Source organism: Kurthia massiliensis (assembly GCF_000285555.1).
GTDB classification, from domain to species: Bacteria; Bacillota; Bacilli; order Bacillales_A; family Planococcaceae; genus Kurthia; species Kurthia massiliensis.
On sequence record NZ_HE610996.1, the window covers coordinates 73,900 to 91,865 of the forward strand.

Below are 17,966 nucleotides of genomic sequence, written 5' to 3' on the forward strand. Positions count from 1 at the left end.
GATAGTCGCCGTAGCCTTCTTTTTCAAGATCAGCTTTTGGTACGAAACGCAGCGCCGCAGAGTTGATACAGTAACGCATGCCACCTAATTCTTGTGGACCATCTGGGAAAACGTGGCCTAAATGTGAATCAGCATCTTTACTACGCACTTCTGTACGAATCATGCCATAGCGTGTATCAGTATGCTCTTTTAAAGGCGCTACAGGTTTTGCAAAAGCAGGCCAACCACAACCTGAGTCGAATTTATCTTTCGATGTGAATAATGGCTCTCCTGACACGATATCCACGTATAAGCCTTCTTCAAAATGTTGATCAAACTCGTTTTGGAACGGTGGTTCTGTTCCTTCTTCTTGTGTAACGTGATATTGCATCGCTGTTAAGTTTTTTAAACGTTGTTCTTTGTTGTCCATCTATTTTTGCCCCCAATGTTGCTGTTGAAATGCTACGCGACCTGAGCCGTGTGAATAGCGTTCGTAATGCAACGGATTTTTTCGATAATATTGTTGGTGGTAATCTTCTGCTGGATAGAAAGGTTTTGCAGGTAAAATTTTAACGGCAATCGGTTTATCAAACTTACCTGATGCTTCAAGTGCGGCTTTTGACGCTTCGGCAATTTCTTTTTGCTCGTCATCGTGATAAAAAATCGCTGTTTCATAACTTTGACCACGGTCAAAAAATTGGCCGCCTGCATCAGTTGGGTCGATTAATTGCCAATACAATTCTACTAAATCTTTGTAAGGATATACTGCTGGATCAAATGTAATTTGCACCGCTTCGTAGTGCCCTGTCGTTTCCGAACAAACTTGTTCGTATGTCGGATTTTCAACGTGACCGCCTGTATATCCTGAAATGACAGACTCAATGCCTGGTTGTTGGTCAAATGGTTTGACCATACACCAGAAACAGCCTCCTGCAAATGTTGCAACTGCCATATCAATTCCTCCTTAGTTAGATGGAATAATTACTTTCAATTCAATTTCATCTTTCGTTAAATCGAATTTTGTTGCACGTAAATGCGCATTTGTACCTTCTGATACTGGTACGTTAATTTCATTTAAATTAATGTACGCTTGATTATCGTTCGGTTGAATCGTAATAAAGTTTGGTAATTTACCAGTATCTTTTACTAATTTTAAAGCGGTTTTCGTTGGAATATCAAGTATTCCGACTGCAATGTTCGACAATTCTAGCATTAAGTTCCCATTTTTATCGATTTCCGGATCGAAATCCATCGTTACAGGTAACGTCGCGCCAAGAACGCTTACTTTACTCGTGAGCGTAATATCTTGGTCTACGTACATTTTGACAGGCATTTGTGTATCTTGTGTCGCATCGCTAATGAAATGATTCGCTAACGTTTCAAAATCATCAGCAGTTGCTTGTACGGTTACTTCACTGCCCGTAATCGATTTAAAATTCGTTGGAATTGCTTGATCTTCTGGCTTTGACGTGATCATGATAAATAAAGCAATAAAACCGATCACAATAAGTGCTAGTAACGTAAAGAAGGCAATTTTCCATTTATTCATCGTCGTTTCCCTCCAAATCTAAATTACCTTTCGATAATGTATATAAATCTTTCGTCTTTAACGTTGTGACAATTCGTTTTTCGATTAAACGATATCCTTTCGCATTCGGATGAAAGAAATCTGTATGATAAACTTTTTTGTCATTTGACACGAATAAATCGTTAATCGGTACGAATACCGCGTAATGATTATCTTGTTCGACAATTTTTTGCATGACCGCATTATATTCCGCCATCACAGCGTCGGTATCCCCGACATCTGTCGTATAAACGGTAAATGGATTGTAAACACCCATTGCGATAATTGGCGCTGTCTTATTTTGTTCACGAATCAAATGAAAAATTTGTTCGTAACGCTTTTCGTAAGCTGGAAGTGCCGCATCAAAGTCTTTTTTATCGAGACCGTTAATGTTTTGACGAACAATTTTCATAATATCATTGCCGCCCATCGTTAACGTAATAATGTCAGCATCTTTCAGTGCATCATTAATCTCGCCACTTTCTAATTGTGCTAACAGCTGATCGCTACGACGACCTTTTTTAGCCGTATTTGTCACGGTGACGCTTTTAACGCCTTCCCATTGTTGCATATCTTTTGCTAGACGCCCAACGTATCCACCACGTTCTTTCTCATCGCCGACACCTTCTGTTAATGAGTCGCCAAGTGATACGTAATGGATCGGTTTTTCTTCAATTTCTTTCTTATCGCTAAATGGCTTCCAACCGCTATCTTCTAGCTGTGAGGTCATGTCGCATGCGCTAAGCAACGCTAACAAGAAACACATCAGCATGATTGCTAAACCTTTCCTCATACAAACGCTCCTAATTAAAAAAGTTGCCCATGTTTGGACAACTTTTATGTTACTACTATTTGGCTGTTTTTGAAACTATTGTGCAATGATTATTCAGCGTAGTAGCTTAAGCCAATAGCGCCGACACCTGTATGCGTACTAATAATTGGAGATGTCACACTGAAGCGTACATCATCAAAACCAATTTCATTTTTGAAGAAGTCCATTAACGGTTCTGTTAACGCTGGACTATCCGCATGCTCTAAGCCGATTGCTTTAACCGTCTTACCTGCTGTATCTTCTAAAAATTGCTTTTTCAAAAACTTCACTGCTTGTTTATGGCTACGTACTTTCGTGCGATTCGTTAACGTACCTTCATATAATTCGGCTACTGGTTTGATGTTTAGTAACGTGCCGACCATACCCATCCCTTTACCGATACGGCCACCTTTAATTAAGTTTTCTAACGTATCTACAACTAAATATAGCTTCGTATTCGCGCGTACGACATCTAAACGTTCAACGATTTCAGTTAACGTATGACCTTGTTGCGCCATTTTTGCAGCTTCTAGCACTTGGAAACCTTGAGCCCAAGAAGTAAACGCTGAATCGATGACTTGCACATTTGCAATAGAAGACTGCCCAGCTGCAGTAGCAGACTTCACAGTACCGCTTAGTGTGTGTGTAAGCGTGATCACAAGTACATCGTCTCCATCTTTACCTAAATCATTAAAAAGTTCTTCAAATACGCCTAATGGTGGTTGAGAGCTTTTCGGTAATTGCTTTGAAGTAGACATGCGTGTTAAAAATTGCGCGGGTGTTAAATTTTCGCCGTCTTGGAACGATTCTCCATCAATAAAAATTGTTAATGGCACAATATGTATTCCGTATTGTGCAGCTTCTTCTTTTGAAATACCACTTGTTGAGTCAGTGACAACATGTACACGTTTCATAATATTTTGACACATCCATTTCTAAATTCAGATGCATTTCTGCATAACCTCTACTTTTATAACCTATTTTACTAGTGTTTGTCATATGATACATGTGACAAACGTCAATATTTATGCAGAGAAAAAGATGTCATAATTAATATAGACAAGAAAAAGACAAATTTAGCATGATTTTCAAAGGAGTGATGGCGTCATGACGCAAATTATCGCTGCAACAGACAAAAAAGATAGCGAAGAATTTTGGAACGTATTGACACATGGAATTGGTTTTTTACTCGCCATTCCGATATTAGTTTTTTTAATTATAGAGGGCGTTGCGAAAGGTTCAACACTATACGTCGTCAGTTTTACGATTTTTGGTATATCTACGATGTTGCTTTTTTTAGCGTCTACCGTTTATCACGCAGCATCTGAAAAATATAAAAGGTTTTTCCGTATTATTGACCATTGTTCTATATATGTATTAATTGCAGGAACGTATACACCATTCGCCTTAATTGCCATTGGCGGTAAACTTGGATGGACGATTTTTGCGATTGAATGGGGCATCGCTTTATGTGGGGTTTTATTTAAAATGTTCTTTATCGAACGTTTTAAAGCAGTGTCGCTCATTTGTTACTTAGCAATGGGATGGCTCATCATTATTGCTTTTAAAACTGTCGTATCACATATTACGATGCATGGTTTTTATTATTTATTAGCAGGTGGCTTAATGTACACGATTGGTGCATTTTTCTTCGCAAACCATAAAATCCCTTACAATCATGCAATTTGGCACGTATTTGTCCTTGCAGGTAGCGGATTTATGATCGGTACTGTTATGATATATGTATAGCAAAAATGGCTCGTAATATCGAGTCTTTTTTTATGAACATTTTTGAAGTATGATGGATTCAACTAAGGGGGCTTTTGCATGAAACAATATTTAGATCTTTGCCGACACATTTTAGCCGAGGGTCATGATAAAGGCGACCGTACAGGCACAGGCACATATAGCATTTTCGGTTATCAAATGCGTTTCAACTTACAAGAAGGATTTCCAATTTTAACGACGAAAAAAACGGCTTTTCGTTTAATCGCTAGTGAATTATTATGGTTTTTACGTGGCGATACGAATGTTCGTACATTAATGAATGACAACAACCATATTTGGGATGAATGGGCATTTGAAAACTGGGTAACATCTGCCGCTTATAACGGCCCAGATATGACAGATTTCGGCCATCGTTCATTAACAGATGATACGTTTAAAGTCGTTTATGAAGAACAAATGAATTTATTCCGCGAACGTATTTTAACGGATGATGAATTTGCAAAAAACTACGGAGATCTCGGTCCTGTATACGGGAAACAATGGCGTTCATGGCCAGACAATGATGGCGGCACAATTGACCAAATGCAACAAGTAATTGAATCAATTAAAACGAATCCAAACTCACGTCGTCATATCGTTAGCGCTTGGAATCCAGCAGAAGTAGATAACATGGCGTTACCACCTTGTCATACGTTATTCCAATTTTACGTAGCAGACGGCAAATTATCTTGCCAACTTTACCAACGTTCAGCTGACGTCTTCCTAGGCGTACCATTTAACATTGCAAGTTATGCGCTATTGACGCATTTGATTGCGAAAGAATGTAATCTAGAAGTAGGCGACTTCGTACATACATTAGGTGATGCACATTTATATAAAAATCACTTAGCACAAGTAGAAGAACAACTATCTCGCACACCACGTGCTTTACCAAAACTCATCATTAAAACAGACAAACCGTCTATTTTCAACTACACAATTGATGATTTAGCATTAGATGGTTATGATCCATATCCGCGTATTAAAGCACCTATTTCAGTTTAAAAGGGGTATTTAAATGATTTCATTAATCGTTGCACATGATCAAAATCGTGTTATCGGCTATGAAAATGATATGCCATGGCACTTACCAGGAGACCTTGCTTACTTTAAAAAAATGACGATGGGTAAGCCGATTATTATGGGCCGTAAAACGTTCGAATCCATCGGACGCGCACTCCCAGGTCGTACGAATATTGTCATTACACGCAATGCCGCATATACCGCAGATAACATTACGACAGTGGACAGTTTAGAAGCAGCGTTAGCAATCGCTCAACCACTCCATGATGAAGTAATGATCATCGGTGGCGGTCATATTTTTGAACAAAGCTTAGACATTGCAGATCGTTTATACATTACAGAAATTCATCACGCTTTTAACGGCGATACGTACTTCCCTGCTTATCCGGCATTTCATGAAGTGCAAGCTTCGGCACCACAACAAGCAGACGGTTATACGTTCGTTTATAAAATCTTTGAACGCTAAAAAAGAGGCTGGGACAAAACATTTCATTTTCCTTTTTTAGCGTTTGCAACAAAAAACCGGAACCGCGCCAGAGCGCGATTCCGTTTTTTTTATGCTCATTTGAGATGGTGTTTTTACACTTATATCCCAGCCTCTTTTTATTATTGGAGTTCTCTCGTTTGAGAAGATGCCTTTTGCTGTGCAAATTCTTGTGCCGTCATCACATCATCGACTTGCACATTCACTTCGATGACATCTAGGCCTGTAATATGATGAACGTCAGATTTAACAGCTTCAGCAATTTGTTTGAACACGAGTGGTGCACTATAACCAAATGCTAATATAGCTGTTAAATCGATTGCGACTTGTTTCTCTCCAACTTCGACACTTACACCATTTGTGAGTTCATCTCCGCCTAGTTTATTTGTAATACCGGCGGTGAAGCCACCTTTTAAATCTAATACACCTTCAACAGATCGCGCACTAACCGCAGCGATTTTTTCAACGACACGATCTTGAAACGTCAAAGCGTCGTGGAAGGTACGTTCATTCTGATCACCTTGCTTATTGATCGAGAGCGACGACATATGCATCCTCCTTATCTCAACTTATCGATGAATGTTAAAAACTCTGCTGTACGATCTTTCGCATAACCGATTCCGACACCGAGTGCACCGAGTGCGATGATGAGAATCGTTTTCCAAAATCCGAGGGTTAAAAATAAAATGGCGATTAAAATCATTGTTAAACAGCCGATAATGCGCCACTTATACGTACGTAGAAATGATGTTGCTGCGTGTTCTTCCTGCATATGAATTCCTCCTTGTTAAATCACGCGCTTATTTAGTAGCTTTTGATCTAACACATTGATTTTCACATCGCGAACAGGTAACTGTGAAAAATGTTCTGTCGTTTCTTTCACATCGTCGCGCATCGTCTTAATAAGCGTTTGAACATTCGTCGTCTGTGCAATAAACACATCGACAACAATGTCAATATAAGACGTTTTCTTCTTGTCATACATTTGAACGGATACGCTCGGTTGACGAATATCATCATATTTCGCAACCGTATAGCGAACATTTTTTTCGATTGCCTTTTTGTTTAACATCAGATCGCCATCACCATATTTTAATGCAACGTTTCGCTTTTTATGCGATGGAGAAAGGGCAAAAATAAGCATTATAATGGCAATAAAGATCAATACACCTACGACAATGTAAACGGTTGGCATAAACCACTCATATGCTCTAAGCTGTTCTTGGTACGTCGCCCATGATGATTGGTCAATGACGAGGAATAATAAAGTCGCGGTGGCGACGAGTAGCACAAGACCGTAGAGAAAACTAAAAAGTCGCTTCATACACACCCCTCCTATTTTTGTAAACAATATACTTTTCCCAACTTACTAAGGAGTTAATCATAGAATTAAACATTCACGTAAAAAGGCCGAATCATCTTTACGATGACTCGACCCATTTGATTATCCTTATTTTTCAAAGCGATATATAGGTGCAGCTGTTTCATTTGTCGTCGTTTTAAACAAGCTACCAGCGTCTTGTTGGGCTGCTTTTTGCGTGTCGGTTAAGCCCTCAGAAGCTGTTGTAATATATAAATTCGACGTCCCAGGTTGGAAAGCACAGCTCGTAATGTTTGCAACAGGCAGTGCTACCGTTTCAACAATGTCGCTTGTCGTCGGATCGATGCATTCAATGCGACGACCACCCCATAACGCAACCCATAGATGATCGTTTGCATCAATCGTCATACCATCAGGCGAACCGTCAACTTCTTTAAAATCGTAAACGACATGCCCTTCACCAAGCGTTAACGTCTCAGCATCAAACGGATAAGCACGCACTTGCTCTGTCGGCGTATCAATCGCATACATCGTATCACCCTTCTTGTTCCAAGCGAGACCATTTGAAATTGTTAAGCCTTCTTTTGCAACGTGTACATGTCCCGTCGCATCAACGACATACAATTTTGCATTTGGCGTTTGCTCGTCCTCATTCATCGTACCAATCCAAAGTCGACCAAATGGATCAATGCCACCATCGTTAAAACGTAGTGCATCATCGAAATCGGTAAATTGCACAAACTTTTCTTTATGACCCGTTTTTGGGTCAACAAACCATAATGCATTACGCGTCGACACGAGTAATTGCTGATCCGTCGTCGGCGCAACGAACGTTACATTCTCATCGAATGAAATTGTCGTCGTCTCCTTCGTTTTAGGATGATAGCGATATAATATACCTTTTTTAATATCAACAAAGCGTAAACTTTGTTCATCTTCATGCCACATCGGACCTTCCAATAAACGACCACGATATGCTTCTACTAATTGTGCTTTCATCTGCCCAGCTCCTCATACCATTTTTTGTTATTATACAAAAATTAGTACGTTATGTGCCACAATATGTCACGTACGGTTGTTTCATCATCGGTGGTTCACGATATAATTCGTGCTCCAATTTTACGTCAAACGGTTGTTGTAGCGCTTCCACAAGTGTTTTCACTGCCGTAAAATCGCCCGCTTCGGCATCTTGTATCGCCGCTTCTACATAGTAGTTTCGCGCAATAATCGCTGGATTGACTGCTAGCATCCGACGTTGCGCCGCTTCTACCGTTTCTGCTTCTGCAACAACACGTTGTTGCCACTGATCATGCCACGCTGCTAATACAGTCGGGACATTTCCTTCTGAAAGCGCACGGAATGTCGACGTGAAATCGAGTTGTTGCTCATGCATCGTCTGCAATAGTTGTACGATAAGCGTACGATCTTGCTCTGTTGCTGTTTGTAATCCGATTTTAGCACGCATTTGGTTTAACCATGCTGTTTGAAAAGCGTTGTTATAGTCCATTAACACTTCTTCTAACATTGCCGTTGCCACCTCTTCGTCATCATCGATAAGTGGGATAAACGTTTCTGCTAAACGTGTTAAATTCCACCCACCGATAGCAGGCTGTTGGCTATAGCGATATCTGCCATGCTGATCAATTGAACTAAACACTGTATCTGGATCAAATGTATCCATAAACGCGCACGGGCCATAATCAATCGTTTCGCCACTAATCGTCATATTATCTGTATTCATGACACCGTGAATGAAGCCGACACATTGCCACTGTGCGATTAGTTTTGCTTGACGGTTCATAATACGACGGAAGAAACCGATATAGTCCCCTTTTGCTAAATCTGCATCATGACGCGCCATTGCGTAATCTGCGAGTTCACGCACAGCCTCTTCTGACACCATAAAACGTGCAAATTGGAACGTACCAACACGTAAATGGCTCGCTGCAACACGCGTTAATACCGCTCCTTTTTGCACGTCTTGACGGTATACTGCACCGCCTGTCGTTGCAACTGCTAAACTACGGGTCGTCGGAATACCTAATCCGTGCATCGCTTCGCTAATAATATATTCGCGTACCATCGGGCCAATGCCGGCTAAGCCATCGCCACCTCTTGAGTATGGTGTTCGGCCTGCGCCTTTCAATTGAATGTCGTAACGTTTATTATCGACGACATGTTCGCCAATTAACATTGCACGACCATCGCCAAGCATCGTAAATTGGCCAAACTGATGTCCTGCATAACTTTGTGCAACATATGGACGATTTTCAGAACCTGTAAATAATGCTGTACGTTGCGCCTCATCTTGCACGTTTAACGCTTTTGCAAGTCGTTCGTTCCATAAGACAATATTTGACTGTTTTACTTGTTTTTCTGCGACAAATTGATAAAATACTTCCGGTAATACCGTATATGTCGTATCAAATTGGAATGGCATGAAACCACCCTTTCGTGTTGAAATCATCGGTCTTTTTTAAAGCCGCTGTTGTATTCATAAGTATACTATACCTCGTTTATTTTTTTGCATGTGCTGTTTTGAAAATGAACGGAGCAAAAAACATCAATAAAAAGCGGCTTACTGGATTGTCCAATAAGCCGCTTCGCTATATATTATTTCGTATAAGACAAGATCGCGTTGTGTAAACCTGATAATTTTTCAACTGCTGCTGCTTTTTCCGTATACTCGTACATTTCGATATCATTGATGTTATTAAATACTGTTATTACCCACATAGTTCATGTCTCCGTTTCATTTGCTGTGTATTACAACAATTATTATTTTTCCGATGACTTTTGCAAATTGTTATATAACATATTTCTTGAAATTTATTTTACGCTGATTTCCAAAAAAGAAAAGACCTTTTAGAATTTTTTCACAATTCGTTCATATTCAAAGCGTTTTCATTGACAGTTATGTGACAACAAAAAAGATGCCGCACAAGGCGACATCTTTTTTTATGATAACCATTTCGGTGGCGTATTTTTACTCCAATAAATATCCCCTAGATCATAATGTGTTACAAAACCATCATCATATGTATGGTAGTGGAAGTTGTAGTAAAAACCATCCATTGGGCGATTTTCTGTACGTACGTGGAAACGAATAATATCTTCGTGCGTATTGCGATTATACACATTAAAAATTTTCTCTGAATAATTCCCACTTGGGTTTTCCGTAATCGCTAAGTTTGATAAATCTTCATCGTTTAAACGCGCTACTGTCATATCGATTGCTTCTTGCATTTTCGGAAAAATAAGTGTATCGAAGTCTTCTTGAATTTTTGGGCCGATTTTTGCGCCGAATTTTGCGTAAGCTTGTTGACGTGCAATTTCTGTTAAGTCAATTGGTTGTTCATCTATTTGGTCTATCTGTTCAATCGTTCGTTGTTCTGAGGCATACGCAACGAGTGTCGTCGGTTCACTCGTATTTCCTTCCATTTGTGTTTTACTATTCGTATGCCCTTCAAAAATCCCTTCCCAGAAAGCATGGGATGGCGATACGAGTCCTAACGTCACTACCGCAACAGCCGATACCATTGCTTTTTGGAACCATTTTTTCATACAATCACCTTCTCAAAAATATTCTTACTATTCATACGTTTTTGTTTATATAAAAGTTTCGTAAAAAATAAAAAGTAGTAACCAAAATGGCTACTACTTTTATTATTCACGAAAATGCTTTTCATCAAACGTTGCGTCTTGTATAAGTTCAACGAGTGCTTTGTATTTGTCTAAATGATTATCGTTGGCACGTCGGACAAACACTGTCATAATGCTGCGATTTAATTCATCTTCAGCATAGTGCAATCGAATTTGCAATTGATTGCTCAGCAACATACAATCCGATACTTCAATCGTTTGGATCGTCGGTGTCATAATATCTGAAACGAAAGGCTTCGCCGCAATAAATTCGGTTAAATAATGTTTGATATTCATTTTCCGAAAAATCCACCCATGAAAAATCATTTGTTTTTGTTAAATCAAGCGTCAATGTTTCTCCATTTACATGACAGCGAACTGACGAGCGATTTTGCCAATAACGTCGCGTCAATAGCAATTGAATCATCGTTGAACTACCCCCACTTAGCCGTCTCTCCGTTGAAATAACAAAGCCTAATTTTAGAATATTTACCTCTTTTTTTAACATATTTTATCTAAGACGCCATTTCTTTCGATATATCAACTATATTTTTACCATTTCATCACTTTTCAATAACGCCGTAATGAAATTTAATATTCGGTCTTATAATGCGGCGGAAGCCAAATGTTTCGAATAATGGTGAACGATAATGTGCTTTTAATACGACGCGTTTTTTCGCAACGCGTAACGCTTCATTCATCCATTCGGTATCTAAACCGATATGCACACCTGCTTCACGCAGCGGTGCAAAACTTTTAGATTCTTCGATAGTTTCTTCAAACATCGGATCCATATAAACAACATCAAAACTATCATCAGCCAACGTTTTTAAATAATCTACCGCCACACTTGAAACAACTTCGATATGACGCATGACGTGCAACTGAGGTAATTTTTCTTCAAGATAGTCGTACGTAGCTAATCCTTGTTGTATGACGAACGCAATAATCGGATTACCTTCACAACCGACGACACGTCCTTCCTCGCCTACTTGTATAGCCGCAAGCATACTATCTGTCGCCATTCCAAGCGTACAATCTAATAAACGATCTCCTGGCGCTAACTTTGCAACATTTACAAACGTATCCGTTTCCCCACGTGCCATACGTTTTGCACGAAATGCTGCTGACGATGGATGAAAGAAAAAGGGTTCACTTTGCCCGTATGCATAATATTCATAGCGCTGCTTACCTGCTACGAGAATATTTGCTTGCTCTGTCTCCATCATTTTTTTCATCGATCGTTTACGTCGCTCAACAAATGGAATGTGTAATGTTTTTGACGCAAAAAGAGCGCGCTGACGAGCATTGTCGTCAGGGCGCCCTCCAGTTGTGACAACTGTTTGCATTAGTCGACGATTTTATCGAGTACGTCCGCTACGTGGTCACGTACTGATTCCATCATTTGACCTTCAATTTGTTCACGTGGGATGAAGTATGCTAAGTTGCCATCTTTCCAGAAAGCAATTGATGGTGATGAAGGTGGTACTTCTTCAAAGAATGCACGCATTTGAGCAGTTGCTTCTTTATCTTGACCTGCAAATACTGTTACTAAGTGTTCTGGTTTTTTAGTTGCAGTTTGTACCGCTTCAATCACTGCTGGACGTGCAAGACCTGCTGCACAACCACATACAGAGTTGATCACGATAACAGAAGTGCCTTTTGATTCTTGCATATGTTCTGCAACATCATCAGCTGTCATTAATTGTGTGAAACCTGCATTTACTAATTCTTCGCGCATCGGTTGAACGATGCCGCGCATGTACTCATCATAAGCGTTCATAATTCTAGCCTCTTTCGTATTGGGATACTCCCTTATATTTATGGGTTTTCTACTTTTTCATTGTAGCGTTCATTGCATGATATTTCATCCTTTTTTACTCGGAATATGAGATTTCTATCTGAACCACTTTATTTTAATGAAAACGAGGAATATTTATGGCTCATCACTATTCGCCTAGTTATGTTACACATTATTTAAAAACCGAGTCGTTTAATACTTTATCATTTCTTCGCACAATACCCCTTCCTCAAGGAACGGAGTGAGTAGGGAACGGATGAATGCGAACGCAATCATTTTGCTCGCATCAATTTGTTAAAAAGAACATCCATTCTCAATATAAAGCGTGAAGATTTTTTGAACAACCTATCAACGGCATTGATTCGCCAATATGACGTCATCTGCCTCGAAGACTTAAACACAAAAGGGGTGGTAAAAAATCACTCGATATTCGCATCTGGACTTGCCCATCTTGTGGCACAGAATTAGACCGAGATATTAACGCAAGTAAAAACATCTTAATCGAAGGATTAAGAATATTACACCAACAACCGTAGGAACTACGGGGCTCGCCTACTCAAAAAGTGAAGCCGCTGTTTCGAGCAAGTGGTAACAAGCAAGCGCTATTCGTAGGAATCTCCCACTTCAAGCATGTTCGAAGAACGGCTAAGTGGGGGTAGTTCAATGTATGTTTAAGCGTACGATTGTCATTTCTTATTAAAATTTTGCTATTCATCATTTTGTCGTTGAAAACTGGGTAAATGGGAGAAAAGCGACCATTTTCGACAATCTATTGTTTTTTGCATCTTTATTGTGTGTAGCCACACATAAGATTTTAAACACATTGTTTATTTTTCGGAGTATTCATCTTGCATTTACTTTATTTATACAGTTTAGTGTAATTTTATTCCGTTCTTTCACACTTAATCATACTTTTATTCCTTTTTATGGATAAAAAAATTAAAATCGAGCGTTTTACTTAGTTATAAATGAATGTGTAGCTTTCACATAGTTTTTAAAGCTGTTTACTGCCCTTGTAAACGTTTTTTCGACACCAATTGATGTAGTTGTCGATTTTTGTCTGATAACCAGTAAAAAGCCTTATAAACGCTTTTGTAATAAAATAAAAATCTACGAACGCAGGCGCTCGTAGATTTTTAACTTTTTTACCATTGGAATAACTTTTTACGCACGATAGAATCGAAATAACGATATAGTAAAGAAACACTTTCTACTAACTCTTCGATTTCTGCGTTTGAATAACCCCAAGGATTTTCTTCGTTATCCATAATGACTAACATTTGATTTATGTACAATTCATAGACTGCGATAGCATCTGCAAAACGATCAATTTCTGACTGTTGTGCAATTTCTTTGTCTTTTATGCTATCAAATACGTTTAATGCTTTTTGAAGTTCTTCTGCTACAGCTTGACGATCGCCAATTTTCACTGTTGGTGTTGGAACTTCACGTAAGCTAGAAAAACGTTTAATTCTTTTGTTTTTTTTATGTTTCTCTAATAATTCTTTCGTAGAATGCATTTCAATTCCCCCAACAAATATGTATTGATTTATCTCTTGTAATTCATGTTTGTAACTTACAATATCATAGTTTTTTAGTATAACGCAACTGCTATCAAAAAAAATTATTGTATATTTAATCAAACATTAAAAAAACGAGAAACCATCAAAATAATGCAAAACTAAGCGAAGCATTAGAACTTTAGAATTAAATGATAGGTATAAATTACTCATTTCCCCCATAAAAATATAGCTTCAATGCCTCTACCCATATATCATAGCCCTGTCCATTTAAATGTAAACCGTCATTTGTATAGGACTTTTTTAACTGGCCTTGTTGCTCATAAAGACGATAAATATTGATAAATGTTGCATTATATTTTTTTGATAAATGCATTATTTTTTTATTAAAAGCGATTACATCATCATTATGAACTTTTTTCCTATAAATATCATTATTAACAGGTAATACAGACATTGTATAAATTTTTGTATTCGGTGATTGATATTGAATTTGCGTTAACACCTTTTCGTATTGTAATACTGTCTTCTTTTGTGGCACATTCCGAGAAATATCATTAATACCAATCATTAAAACAACACGTTTCGGTTGGCCTTCTGTTATCGTATGCAACCGTCGCAATAAACCTGATGTCGTATCCCCGCCAATACCACGGTTCACAATTGGTTCATCAAAAAACTCTTGCCATTCATTATAGAGCACCATACTATCCCCTAACATGACCGTGTCATTTGGTGAAATCGTCAACGATTCAAATAGAGATTTTCGTTGTTCATAATGTGCGGGTCTTAAAACATCAGACGTCATCTTTTTCGTCGATGCTTCGCTATAATGCGTCCAGCTTATAAAAGCTAAAATACTTATCATCAAAACATTTATTGTGATTGAAATGATTAATTTTTTAGACATATTTTCACTCCTTTTGAAAAATTTCCAATTAAAAAAACGAGTTTACATTAAGATGTAAGCTCGCTTAAATCACTATATTTAGCTTGCAATACGCTGATGATAATACCAATTTAAAAAATCGAGACGTTTCACGACGTTTAATACGCATTTGGACTGTTCTAAACGTTCGAGACGACGATGTTCTATTGGAAATTGTGTTTCTACACGCGTTGTCATATATGGAAGATGACGTTGTGATGTTCGAGAGCGTAAGTTTTCAACACGTGCACCAGCAAATACATAATCTAATTGATAATTTAAAAATGCAGTATACAAAATTTTCTCTTTTGCAGCGAAATTATAGCCTTGCCCCCAATATTGTTCACCAATCCACGTGCTAATATGACAGCTACGCGTCGCTTCATCAATATTTTTTAATGTAATGACGCCAACGATTTCTCGTTTTTCATTCAAAATCATTCTTGAATAAAATCGCCCTTCCATTTCTTCTAATTGCATCGTACGAATAAATTGTTCCATCGCCTGCACCGTACAATCCTCATCCTGTAATGCTAATGCATGTTTCACACCAGGTGATTGGATAAGTGATGACAATTGTGTAGCGTATTGAATATCATGTGGCTTTAAAACGACTTTTACCATTGAAGTTCCCCCTAATCTACATTGGAGAGCTTCCCGATGACTTGCTTTGCGAGTTTATGATCTTTTTCAATTGCGATTATATCTTTTGCAAGTTGTAATGCTTCTTGTTGTGATACGAGTACTAATGATTCCGTATATAAAAACAATAAATCTTCAAGTGGCTCAAGCTCTTGGTGACTTGTAATTTCAATAGCACGTCTAGCATGATAGGCGGCCGATACGTAAGCGCCTTCGATAAAACTTAAACTACTCGTCAATAATTTATAAGCAATTTCATGTAACTTCCACGATTCGAGTTCGATGAGCAATGAGTTAACGAACGTATAGATGGCGATTGTTTCATGCTCATATGCCAAGTACAACAACTGTTCTTCGAGCTCTTCGTATGAAATTGTACGTGCGATATGAAATGCTTGAACGAAATGACCATTTAACAAATAATCCTCTAAATCACTATTCATCGGTATACTCCTTTTTTGTAATCTATGCCCATTATACACATTCGGACACAAAAAATTCAAATTTCCAACATGTTTTTTAAGTCTTATCGATTCTAATTATACTTATCATTTTAAACAGTCTAATTATTTTCCTAAATTATGTTTAAATGTAAATCATTTCGTCTATATTTTAATAAGTAACGCAGAAGGAGATGGTTACATGAAAGATCAGAATACGGCTTACTTTTATGCTTTCATTAGTATCACCTTATTGATTATGCTATTACTTGCGCCAATTGACAGTGTTATCATTCAACTCCTACTTTTCTTTACAATGCTATGTACAGGTGCTTTTGCTTATAAGCTGTACAAGCAGGTACAATTTCTTAGACTCGGCAAAACAACAGATGATTTATTCTCATCTTATGACTACGAATAAGTTAAAAAAGCGTGAACGAATGTAAATCGTTCACACTTTTTTTATCGTTATAAATCATTGTATGAGCAAGCTACCATTCCTGATACTTTGCTTTCTTGATCTTTTATGTATTCATCGAGTTCCATTTCAACTGAATGTGAGACGTGCACACCGCATTCACAAAATGTTGCCGGAATATCGCCAATCATTAATTGACCTTTTGCCATTTGGAATACTTTTGATGTTAATACTTTTTCTTTTTTGCAGGCACATGTTCCGCAAATCATCGCTTCCACCTCACCGTATATATTATGCTGATACACTATTATAGACCTATTCAAAAAAGAAAGTCAACGAAGCAAAAATACCTATTAATCGATATATAAATAGGTTTTAAATATCTTTATGATAGATGAAATAGTCATCTTTTTTTACCTTTTTTAAACTTTCATGAAATAATGATTCAAAAAAAATCCGTTGAATCATCATAAATTCAACGGATACATACTTATTTTTTATTGTTTTGACGCATTTCGGTCATTTGACGCCACATAGAACCTTTTGCATCTTCACCTTGTGTAATACGTTCAATCGCCATTTTCACTTGGAGTGCGACTTCAAACTCTTTATCGTCACTCGCAGCTTCTAATGCTGGCAGTGATGCTTCAGTTCCCGTTTCATATAAGTACATCGCCGCGCGCCAACGCACGAGTTTATTTTTATCCTTTAATGCTTGTTGCATTGCAGGCTCAAACTCCACGAAACTTAAATCACTCATACAGTCACCTGCTGTACGACGGACCGAAGCAGATTTATCGTTCAATGCTTCCACTAAATACGGTACAATTGCTCGATCTTCAATCATCCCGAAATAAACTGTAGCTAAACGACGAATTGACATCTTTTCATCGCGCAGTGCTGCCGCAAGCATCGGAATATCATCAAGCTCTGGGTCTGGAATTTGGTCAAGTAATTGGAAGCGTGTTTCCCAATCATCTACTTGGAACTCGGCTAATGAAATTTTACGTTTTGTCGTCGGTACGGTCGTATTATCTTGGCTTGCTTGAACAAGTTCTGCAATACGTGTATCTGTAAATGATGCTTCTAACTCTTGTACGAGTGACGCACCAACTTCTTCTTTATCCCCATAACGTACACCGTAATCGACCCACTTACGTTGCATAATGTAGTTTTCGTCTGCTTTCATCGCTTCATTAAACGCATCAATGAAACGTTTTGACAAACCGAAACGTTTTTCTTCCATATTATCAAATACTTTTACTTGTAATGGAATGCCATTAAACATTTGTACGTGAACATACGCTTCACCAAAATGGTCTACTGGGCCTTCTGCTTGTTTCGTTTGTGCTTCTTCACCGAACACTTCTCGAACGCTTGCTAAAATATTTACCCAGTCAAACTTACCGATACGTTCTACTGCTAAAAAGTCAGCGACGTGGTATACACCTTTTACACCTTCGATTTGCATAATAGCTTGAATCATTTCTGGTGCTGTATCGATATTTGTTTTGTTGTAGTTATGTGCTGTGCCAAATGGTAATTCTTGATCTAAAATAACCTTCATCGTATTTGGACTTGGTGTTGGTTCAATTGATTGAATCATCATTGTGCATTCCTCCT

General features: G+C 38.2%; 26 protein-coding genes. 5 read left to right on the forward strand and 21 right to left on the reverse strand.

The window, feature by feature from the left end; genetic code table 11:
* The 5 genes from msrB to KMHG_RS00795 all read right to left on the reverse strand — a co-directional run.
* A partial coding sequence (gene msrB / locus KMHG_RS17210; protein ID WP_010285971.1) for a peptide-methionine (R)-S-oxide reductase MsrB occupies positions 1–409 on the reverse strand: 409 nt, incomplete at its 3' end.
* Complete coding sequence (gene msrA, locus KMHG_RS00780) at positions 410–931, reverse strand: peptide-methionine (S)-S-oxide reductase MsrA (RefSeq protein WP_010285972.1); 522 nt, start codon at positions 929–931, stop codon at positions 410–412.
* Between the two features lie 12 nt (positions 932–943).
* Positions 944–1,528: a YpmS family protein gene (locus KMHG_RS00785; RefSeq protein ID WP_010285973.1), complete on the reverse strand. Its 585-nt coding sequence runs from the start codon at positions 1,526–1,528 to the stop codon at positions 944–946.
* Positions 1,521–2,339 carry an SGNH/GDSL hydrolase family protein gene (locus KMHG_RS00790; protein WP_010285980.1) on the reverse strand — a complete coding sequence of 273 codons (819 nt, stop codon included), beginning with the start codon at positions 2,337–2,339 and terminating at the stop codon, positions 1,521–1,523. The genes KMHG_RS00785 and KMHG_RS00790 overlap by 8 nt, the downstream gene beginning before the upstream one ends.
* Positions 2,340–2,428: 89 nt before the next feature.
* Positions 2,429–3,271 (reverse strand): DegV family protein, encoded by an 843-nt coding sequence (locus KMHG_RS00795; protein ID WP_010285981.1) that lies wholly within the window; start codon positions 3,269–3,271, stop codon positions 2,429–2,431.
* Between the two features lie 193 nt (positions 3,272–3,464).
* Here KMHG_RS00795 and trhA point away from each other — a divergent pair, with 193 nt between their 5' ends.
* The 3 genes from trhA (at position 3,465) to KMHG_RS00810 (ending at position 5,613) form a co-directional block, all read left to right on the forward strand.
* A complete protein-coding gene (trhA, locus tag KMHG_RS00800) occupies positions 3,465–4,106 on the forward strand; it encodes a PAQR family membrane homeostasis protein TrhA (protein WP_010285982.1) in 642 nt (213 codons plus the stop codon).
* A 78-nt stretch (positions 4,107–4,184) separates the two neighbouring features.
* The gene (locus KMHG_RS00805) at positions 4,185–5,129 is read left to right on the forward strand and encodes a thymidylate synthase (RefSeq protein ID WP_010285983.1); all 945 of its coding nucleotides are present in this window, start codon (positions 4,185–4,187) and stop codon (positions 5,127–5,129) included.
* 13 nt (positions 5,130–5,142) lie between these two features.
* Positions 5,143–5,613: a dihydrofolate reductase gene (locus KMHG_RS00810; RefSeq protein ID WP_010285984.1), complete on the forward strand. Its 471-nt coding sequence runs from the start codon at positions 5,143–5,145 to the stop codon at positions 5,611–5,613.
* Between the two features lie 140 nt (positions 5,614–5,753).
* Here the strand turns inward: KMHG_RS00810 and KMHG_RS00815 are convergent, their stop codons facing one another.
* The 10 genes from KMHG_RS00815 to KMHG_RS00860 form a co-directional block, all read right to left on the reverse strand.
* Positions 5,754–6,179, reverse strand: a complete 426-nt coding sequence (locus KMHG_RS00815) for an Asp23/Gls24 family envelope stress response protein (RefSeq protein ID WP_010285985.1) — start codon at positions 6,177–6,179, stop codon at positions 5,754–5,756.
* 11 nt (positions 6,180–6,190) lie between these two features.
* Entirely contained in the window at positions 6,191–6,403 is a 213-nt protein-coding gene (locus KMHG_RS00820; RefSeq protein ID WP_010285988.1) for a DUF2273 domain-containing protein, read from the reverse strand.
* Positions 6,404–6,418: 15 nt separating this feature from the next.
* Positions 6,419–6,955 (reverse strand): alkaline shock response membrane anchor protein AmaP, encoded by a 537-nt coding sequence (gene amaP, locus KMHG_RS00825; RefSeq protein WP_010285989.1) that lies wholly within the window; start codon positions 6,953–6,955, stop codon positions 6,419–6,421.
* Between the two features lie 126 nt (positions 6,956–7,081).
* On the reverse strand, positions 7,082–7,951 hold the full coding sequence (locus KMHG_RS17215) for an SMP-30/gluconolactonase/LRE family protein (RefSeq protein WP_010285990.1): 870 nt from the start codon (positions 7,949–7,951) through the stop codon (positions 7,082–7,084).
* Positions 7,952–8,000: 49 nt separating this feature from the next.
* Positions 8,001–9,392, reverse strand: coding sequence for a protein adenylyltransferase SelO (locus tag KMHG_RS00835; protein WP_010285991.1), 1,392 nt, complete (start codon positions 9,390–9,392; stop codon positions 8,001–8,003).
* A 173-nt stretch (positions 9,393–9,565) separates the two neighbouring features.
* The gene (locus KMHG_RS19670; protein ID WP_261797368.1) at positions 9,566–9,688 is read right to left on the reverse strand and encodes a hypothetical protein; all 123 of its coding nucleotides are present in this window, start codon (positions 9,686–9,688) and stop codon (positions 9,566–9,568) included.
* Between the two features lie 222 nt (positions 9,689–9,910).
* On the reverse strand, positions 9,911–10,516 hold the full coding sequence (locus KMHG_RS00845; RefSeq protein ID WP_010285992.1) for a YpjP family protein: 606 nt from the start codon (positions 10,514–10,516) through the stop codon (positions 9,911–9,913).
* Positions 10,517–10,618: 102 nt separating this feature from the next.
* A complete protein-coding gene (locus KMHG_RS00850) occupies positions 10,619–10,891 on the reverse strand; it encodes a hypothetical protein (RefSeq protein WP_010285993.1) in 273 nt (90 codons plus the stop codon).
* A 266-nt stretch (positions 10,892–11,157) separates the two neighbouring features.
* Positions 11,158–11,943, reverse strand: a complete 786-nt coding sequence (locus KMHG_RS00855; RefSeq protein ID WP_010286000.1) for a class I SAM-dependent methyltransferase — start codon at positions 11,941–11,943, stop codon at positions 11,158–11,160.
* On the reverse strand, positions 11,943–12,377 hold the full coding sequence (locus KMHG_RS00860; RefSeq protein ID WP_010286001.1) for a BrxA/BrxB family bacilliredoxin: 435 nt from the start codon (positions 12,375–12,377) through the stop codon (positions 11,943–11,945). The genes KMHG_RS00855 and KMHG_RS00860 overlap by 1 nt, the downstream gene beginning before the upstream one ends.
* Positions 12,378–12,829: 452 nt before the next feature.
* Between KMHG_RS00860 and KMHG_RS19915 the strand changes: the two genes are divergently transcribed.
* Positions 12,830–12,931: a zinc ribbon domain-containing protein gene (locus KMHG_RS19915; RefSeq protein ID WP_390618588.1), complete on the forward strand. Its 102-nt coding sequence runs from the start codon at positions 12,830–12,832 to the stop codon at positions 12,929–12,931.
* Positions 12,932–13,540: 609 nt separating this feature from the next.
* On the opposite strand, the gene KMHG_RS00865 is transcribed toward KMHG_RS19915, so the two are convergent.
* The 4 genes from KMHG_RS00865 to KMHG_RS00880 all read right to left on the reverse strand — a co-directional run bounded on the left by KMHG_RS00865 (position 13,541) and on the right by KMHG_RS00880 (position 15,928).
* Entirely contained in the window at positions 13,541–13,915 is a 375-nt protein-coding gene (locus KMHG_RS00865) for a hypothetical protein (RefSeq protein ID WP_010286002.1), read from the reverse strand.
* 205 nt (positions 13,916–14,120) lie between these two features.
* Complete coding sequence (locus KMHG_RS00870; protein WP_010286003.1) at positions 14,121–14,825, reverse strand: GDSL-type esterase/lipase family protein; 705 nt, start codon at positions 14,823–14,825, stop codon at positions 14,121–14,123.
* Positions 14,826–14,903: 78 nt separating this feature from the next.
* On the reverse strand, positions 14,904–15,467 hold the full coding sequence (locus KMHG_RS00875) for a GNAT family N-acetyltransferase (RefSeq protein WP_010286007.1): 564 nt from the start codon (positions 15,465–15,467) through the stop codon (positions 14,904–14,906).
* Between the two features lie 11 nt (positions 15,468–15,478).
* Positions 15,479–15,928 (reverse strand): hypothetical protein, encoded by a 450-nt coding sequence (locus tag KMHG_RS00880; protein ID WP_010286010.1) that lies wholly within the window; start codon positions 15,926–15,928, stop codon positions 15,479–15,481.
* A 199-nt stretch (positions 15,929–16,127) separates the two neighbouring features.
* Here KMHG_RS00880 and KMHG_RS00885 point away from each other — a divergent pair, with 199 nt between their 5' ends.
* Complete coding sequence (locus tag KMHG_RS00885; RefSeq protein WP_010286012.1) at positions 16,128–16,346, forward strand: hypothetical protein; 219 nt, start codon at positions 16,128–16,130, stop codon at positions 16,344–16,346.
* Between the two features lie 47 nt (positions 16,347–16,393).
* On the opposite strand, the gene KMHG_RS00890 is transcribed toward KMHG_RS00885, so the two are convergent.
* On the reverse strand, positions 16,394–16,612 hold the full coding sequence (locus KMHG_RS00890; RefSeq protein ID WP_010286014.1) for a hypothetical protein: 219 nt from the start codon (positions 16,610–16,612) through the stop codon (positions 16,394–16,396).
* 221 nt (positions 16,613–16,833) lie between these two features.
* The gene (locus KMHG_RS00895) at positions 16,834–17,952 is read right to left on the reverse strand and encodes a conserved virulence factor C family protein (protein WP_010286016.1); all 1,119 of its coding nucleotides are present in this window, start codon (positions 17,950–17,952) and stop codon (positions 16,834–16,836) included.
* Positions 17,953–17,966 lie beyond the last annotated feature (14 nt).

Coding starts and splice junctions, on each gene's coding strand:
- msrA (WP_010285972.1), bottom strand. CDS start 931: ATGGCAGTTGCAACATTTGCAGGAGGCTGTTTCTGGTGTATGGTCAAA.
- KMHG_RS00785 (WP_010285973.1), bottom strand. CDS start 1,528: ATGAATAAATGGAAAATTGCCTTCTTTACGTTACTAGCACTTATTGTG.
- KMHG_RS00790 (WP_010285980.1), bottom strand. CDS start 2,339: ATGAGGAAAGGTTTAGCAATCATGCTGATGTGTTTCTTGTTAGCGTTG.
- KMHG_RS00795 (WP_010285981.1), bottom strand. CDS start 3,271: ATGAAACGTGTACATGTTGTCACTGACTCAACAAGTGGTATTTCAAAA.
- trhA (WP_010285982.1), top strand. CDS start 3,465: ATGACGCAAATTATCGCTGCAACAGACAAAAAAGATAGCGAAGAATTT.
- KMHG_RS00805 (WP_010285983.1), top strand. CDS start 4,185: ATGAAACAATATTTAGATCTTTGCCGACACATTTTAGCCGAGGGTCAT.
- KMHG_RS00810 (WP_010285984.1), top strand. CDS start 5,143: ATGATTTCATTAATCGTTGCACATGATCAAAATCGTGTTATCGGCTAT.
- KMHG_RS00815 (WP_010285985.1), bottom strand. CDS start 6,179: ATGTCGTCGCTCTCGATCAATAAGCAAGGTGATCAGAATGAACGTACC.
- KMHG_RS00820 (WP_010285988.1), bottom strand. CDS start 6,403: ATGCAGGAAGAACACGCAGCAACATCATTTCTACGTACGTATAAGTGG.
- amaP (WP_010285989.1), bottom strand. CDS start 6,955: ATGAAGCGACTTTTTAGTTTTCTCTACGGTCTTGTGCTACTCGTCGCC.
- KMHG_RS17215 (WP_010285990.1), bottom strand. CDS start 7,951: ATGAAAGCACAATTAGTAGAAGCATATCGTGGTCGTTTATTGGAAGGT.
- KMHG_RS00835 (WP_010285991.1), bottom strand. CDS start 9,392: ATGCCATTCCAATTTGATACGACATATACGGTATTACCGGAAGTATTT.
- KMHG_RS19670 (WP_261797368.1), bottom strand. CDS start 9,688: ATGTGGGTAATAACAGTATTTAATAACATCAATGATATCGAAATGTAC.
- KMHG_RS00845 (WP_010285992.1), bottom strand. CDS start 10,516: ATGAAAAAATGGTTCCAAAAAGCAATGGTATCGGCTGTTGCGGTAGTG.
- KMHG_RS00850 (WP_010285993.1), bottom strand. CDS start 10,891: ATGAATATCAAACATTATTTAACCGAATTTATTGCGGCGAAGCCTTTC.
- KMHG_RS00855 (WP_010286000.1), bottom strand. CDS start 11,943: ATGCAAACAGTTGTCACAACTGGAGGGCGCCCTGACGACAATGCTCGT.
- KMHG_RS00860 (WP_010286001.1), bottom strand. CDS start 12,377: ATGAACGCTTATGATGAGTACATGCGCGGCATCGTTCAACCGATGCGC.
- KMHG_RS00865 (WP_010286002.1), bottom strand. CDS start 13,915: ATGCATTCTACGAAAGAATTATTAGAGAAACATAAAAAAAACAAAAGA.
- KMHG_RS00870 (WP_010286003.1), bottom strand. CDS start 14,825: ATGTCTAAAAAATTAATCATTTCAATCACAATAAATGTTTTGATGATA.
- KMHG_RS00875 (WP_010286007.1), bottom strand. CDS start 15,467: ATGGTAAAAGTCGTTTTAAAGCCACATGATATTCAATACGCTACACAA.
- KMHG_RS00880 (WP_010286010.1), bottom strand. CDS start 15,928: ATGAATAGTGATTTAGAGGATTATTTGTTAAATGGTCATTTCGTTCAA.
- KMHG_RS00885 (WP_010286012.1), top strand. CDS start 16,128: ATGAAAGATCAGAATACGGCTTACTTTTATGCTTTCATTAGTATCACC.
- KMHG_RS00890 (WP_010286014.1), bottom strand. CDS start 16,612: ATGATTTGCGGAACATGTGCCTGCAAAAAAGAAAAAGTATTAACATCA.
- KMHG_RS00895 (WP_010286016.1), bottom strand. CDS start 17,952: ATGATGATTCAATCAATTGAACCAACACCAAGTCCAAATACGATGAAG.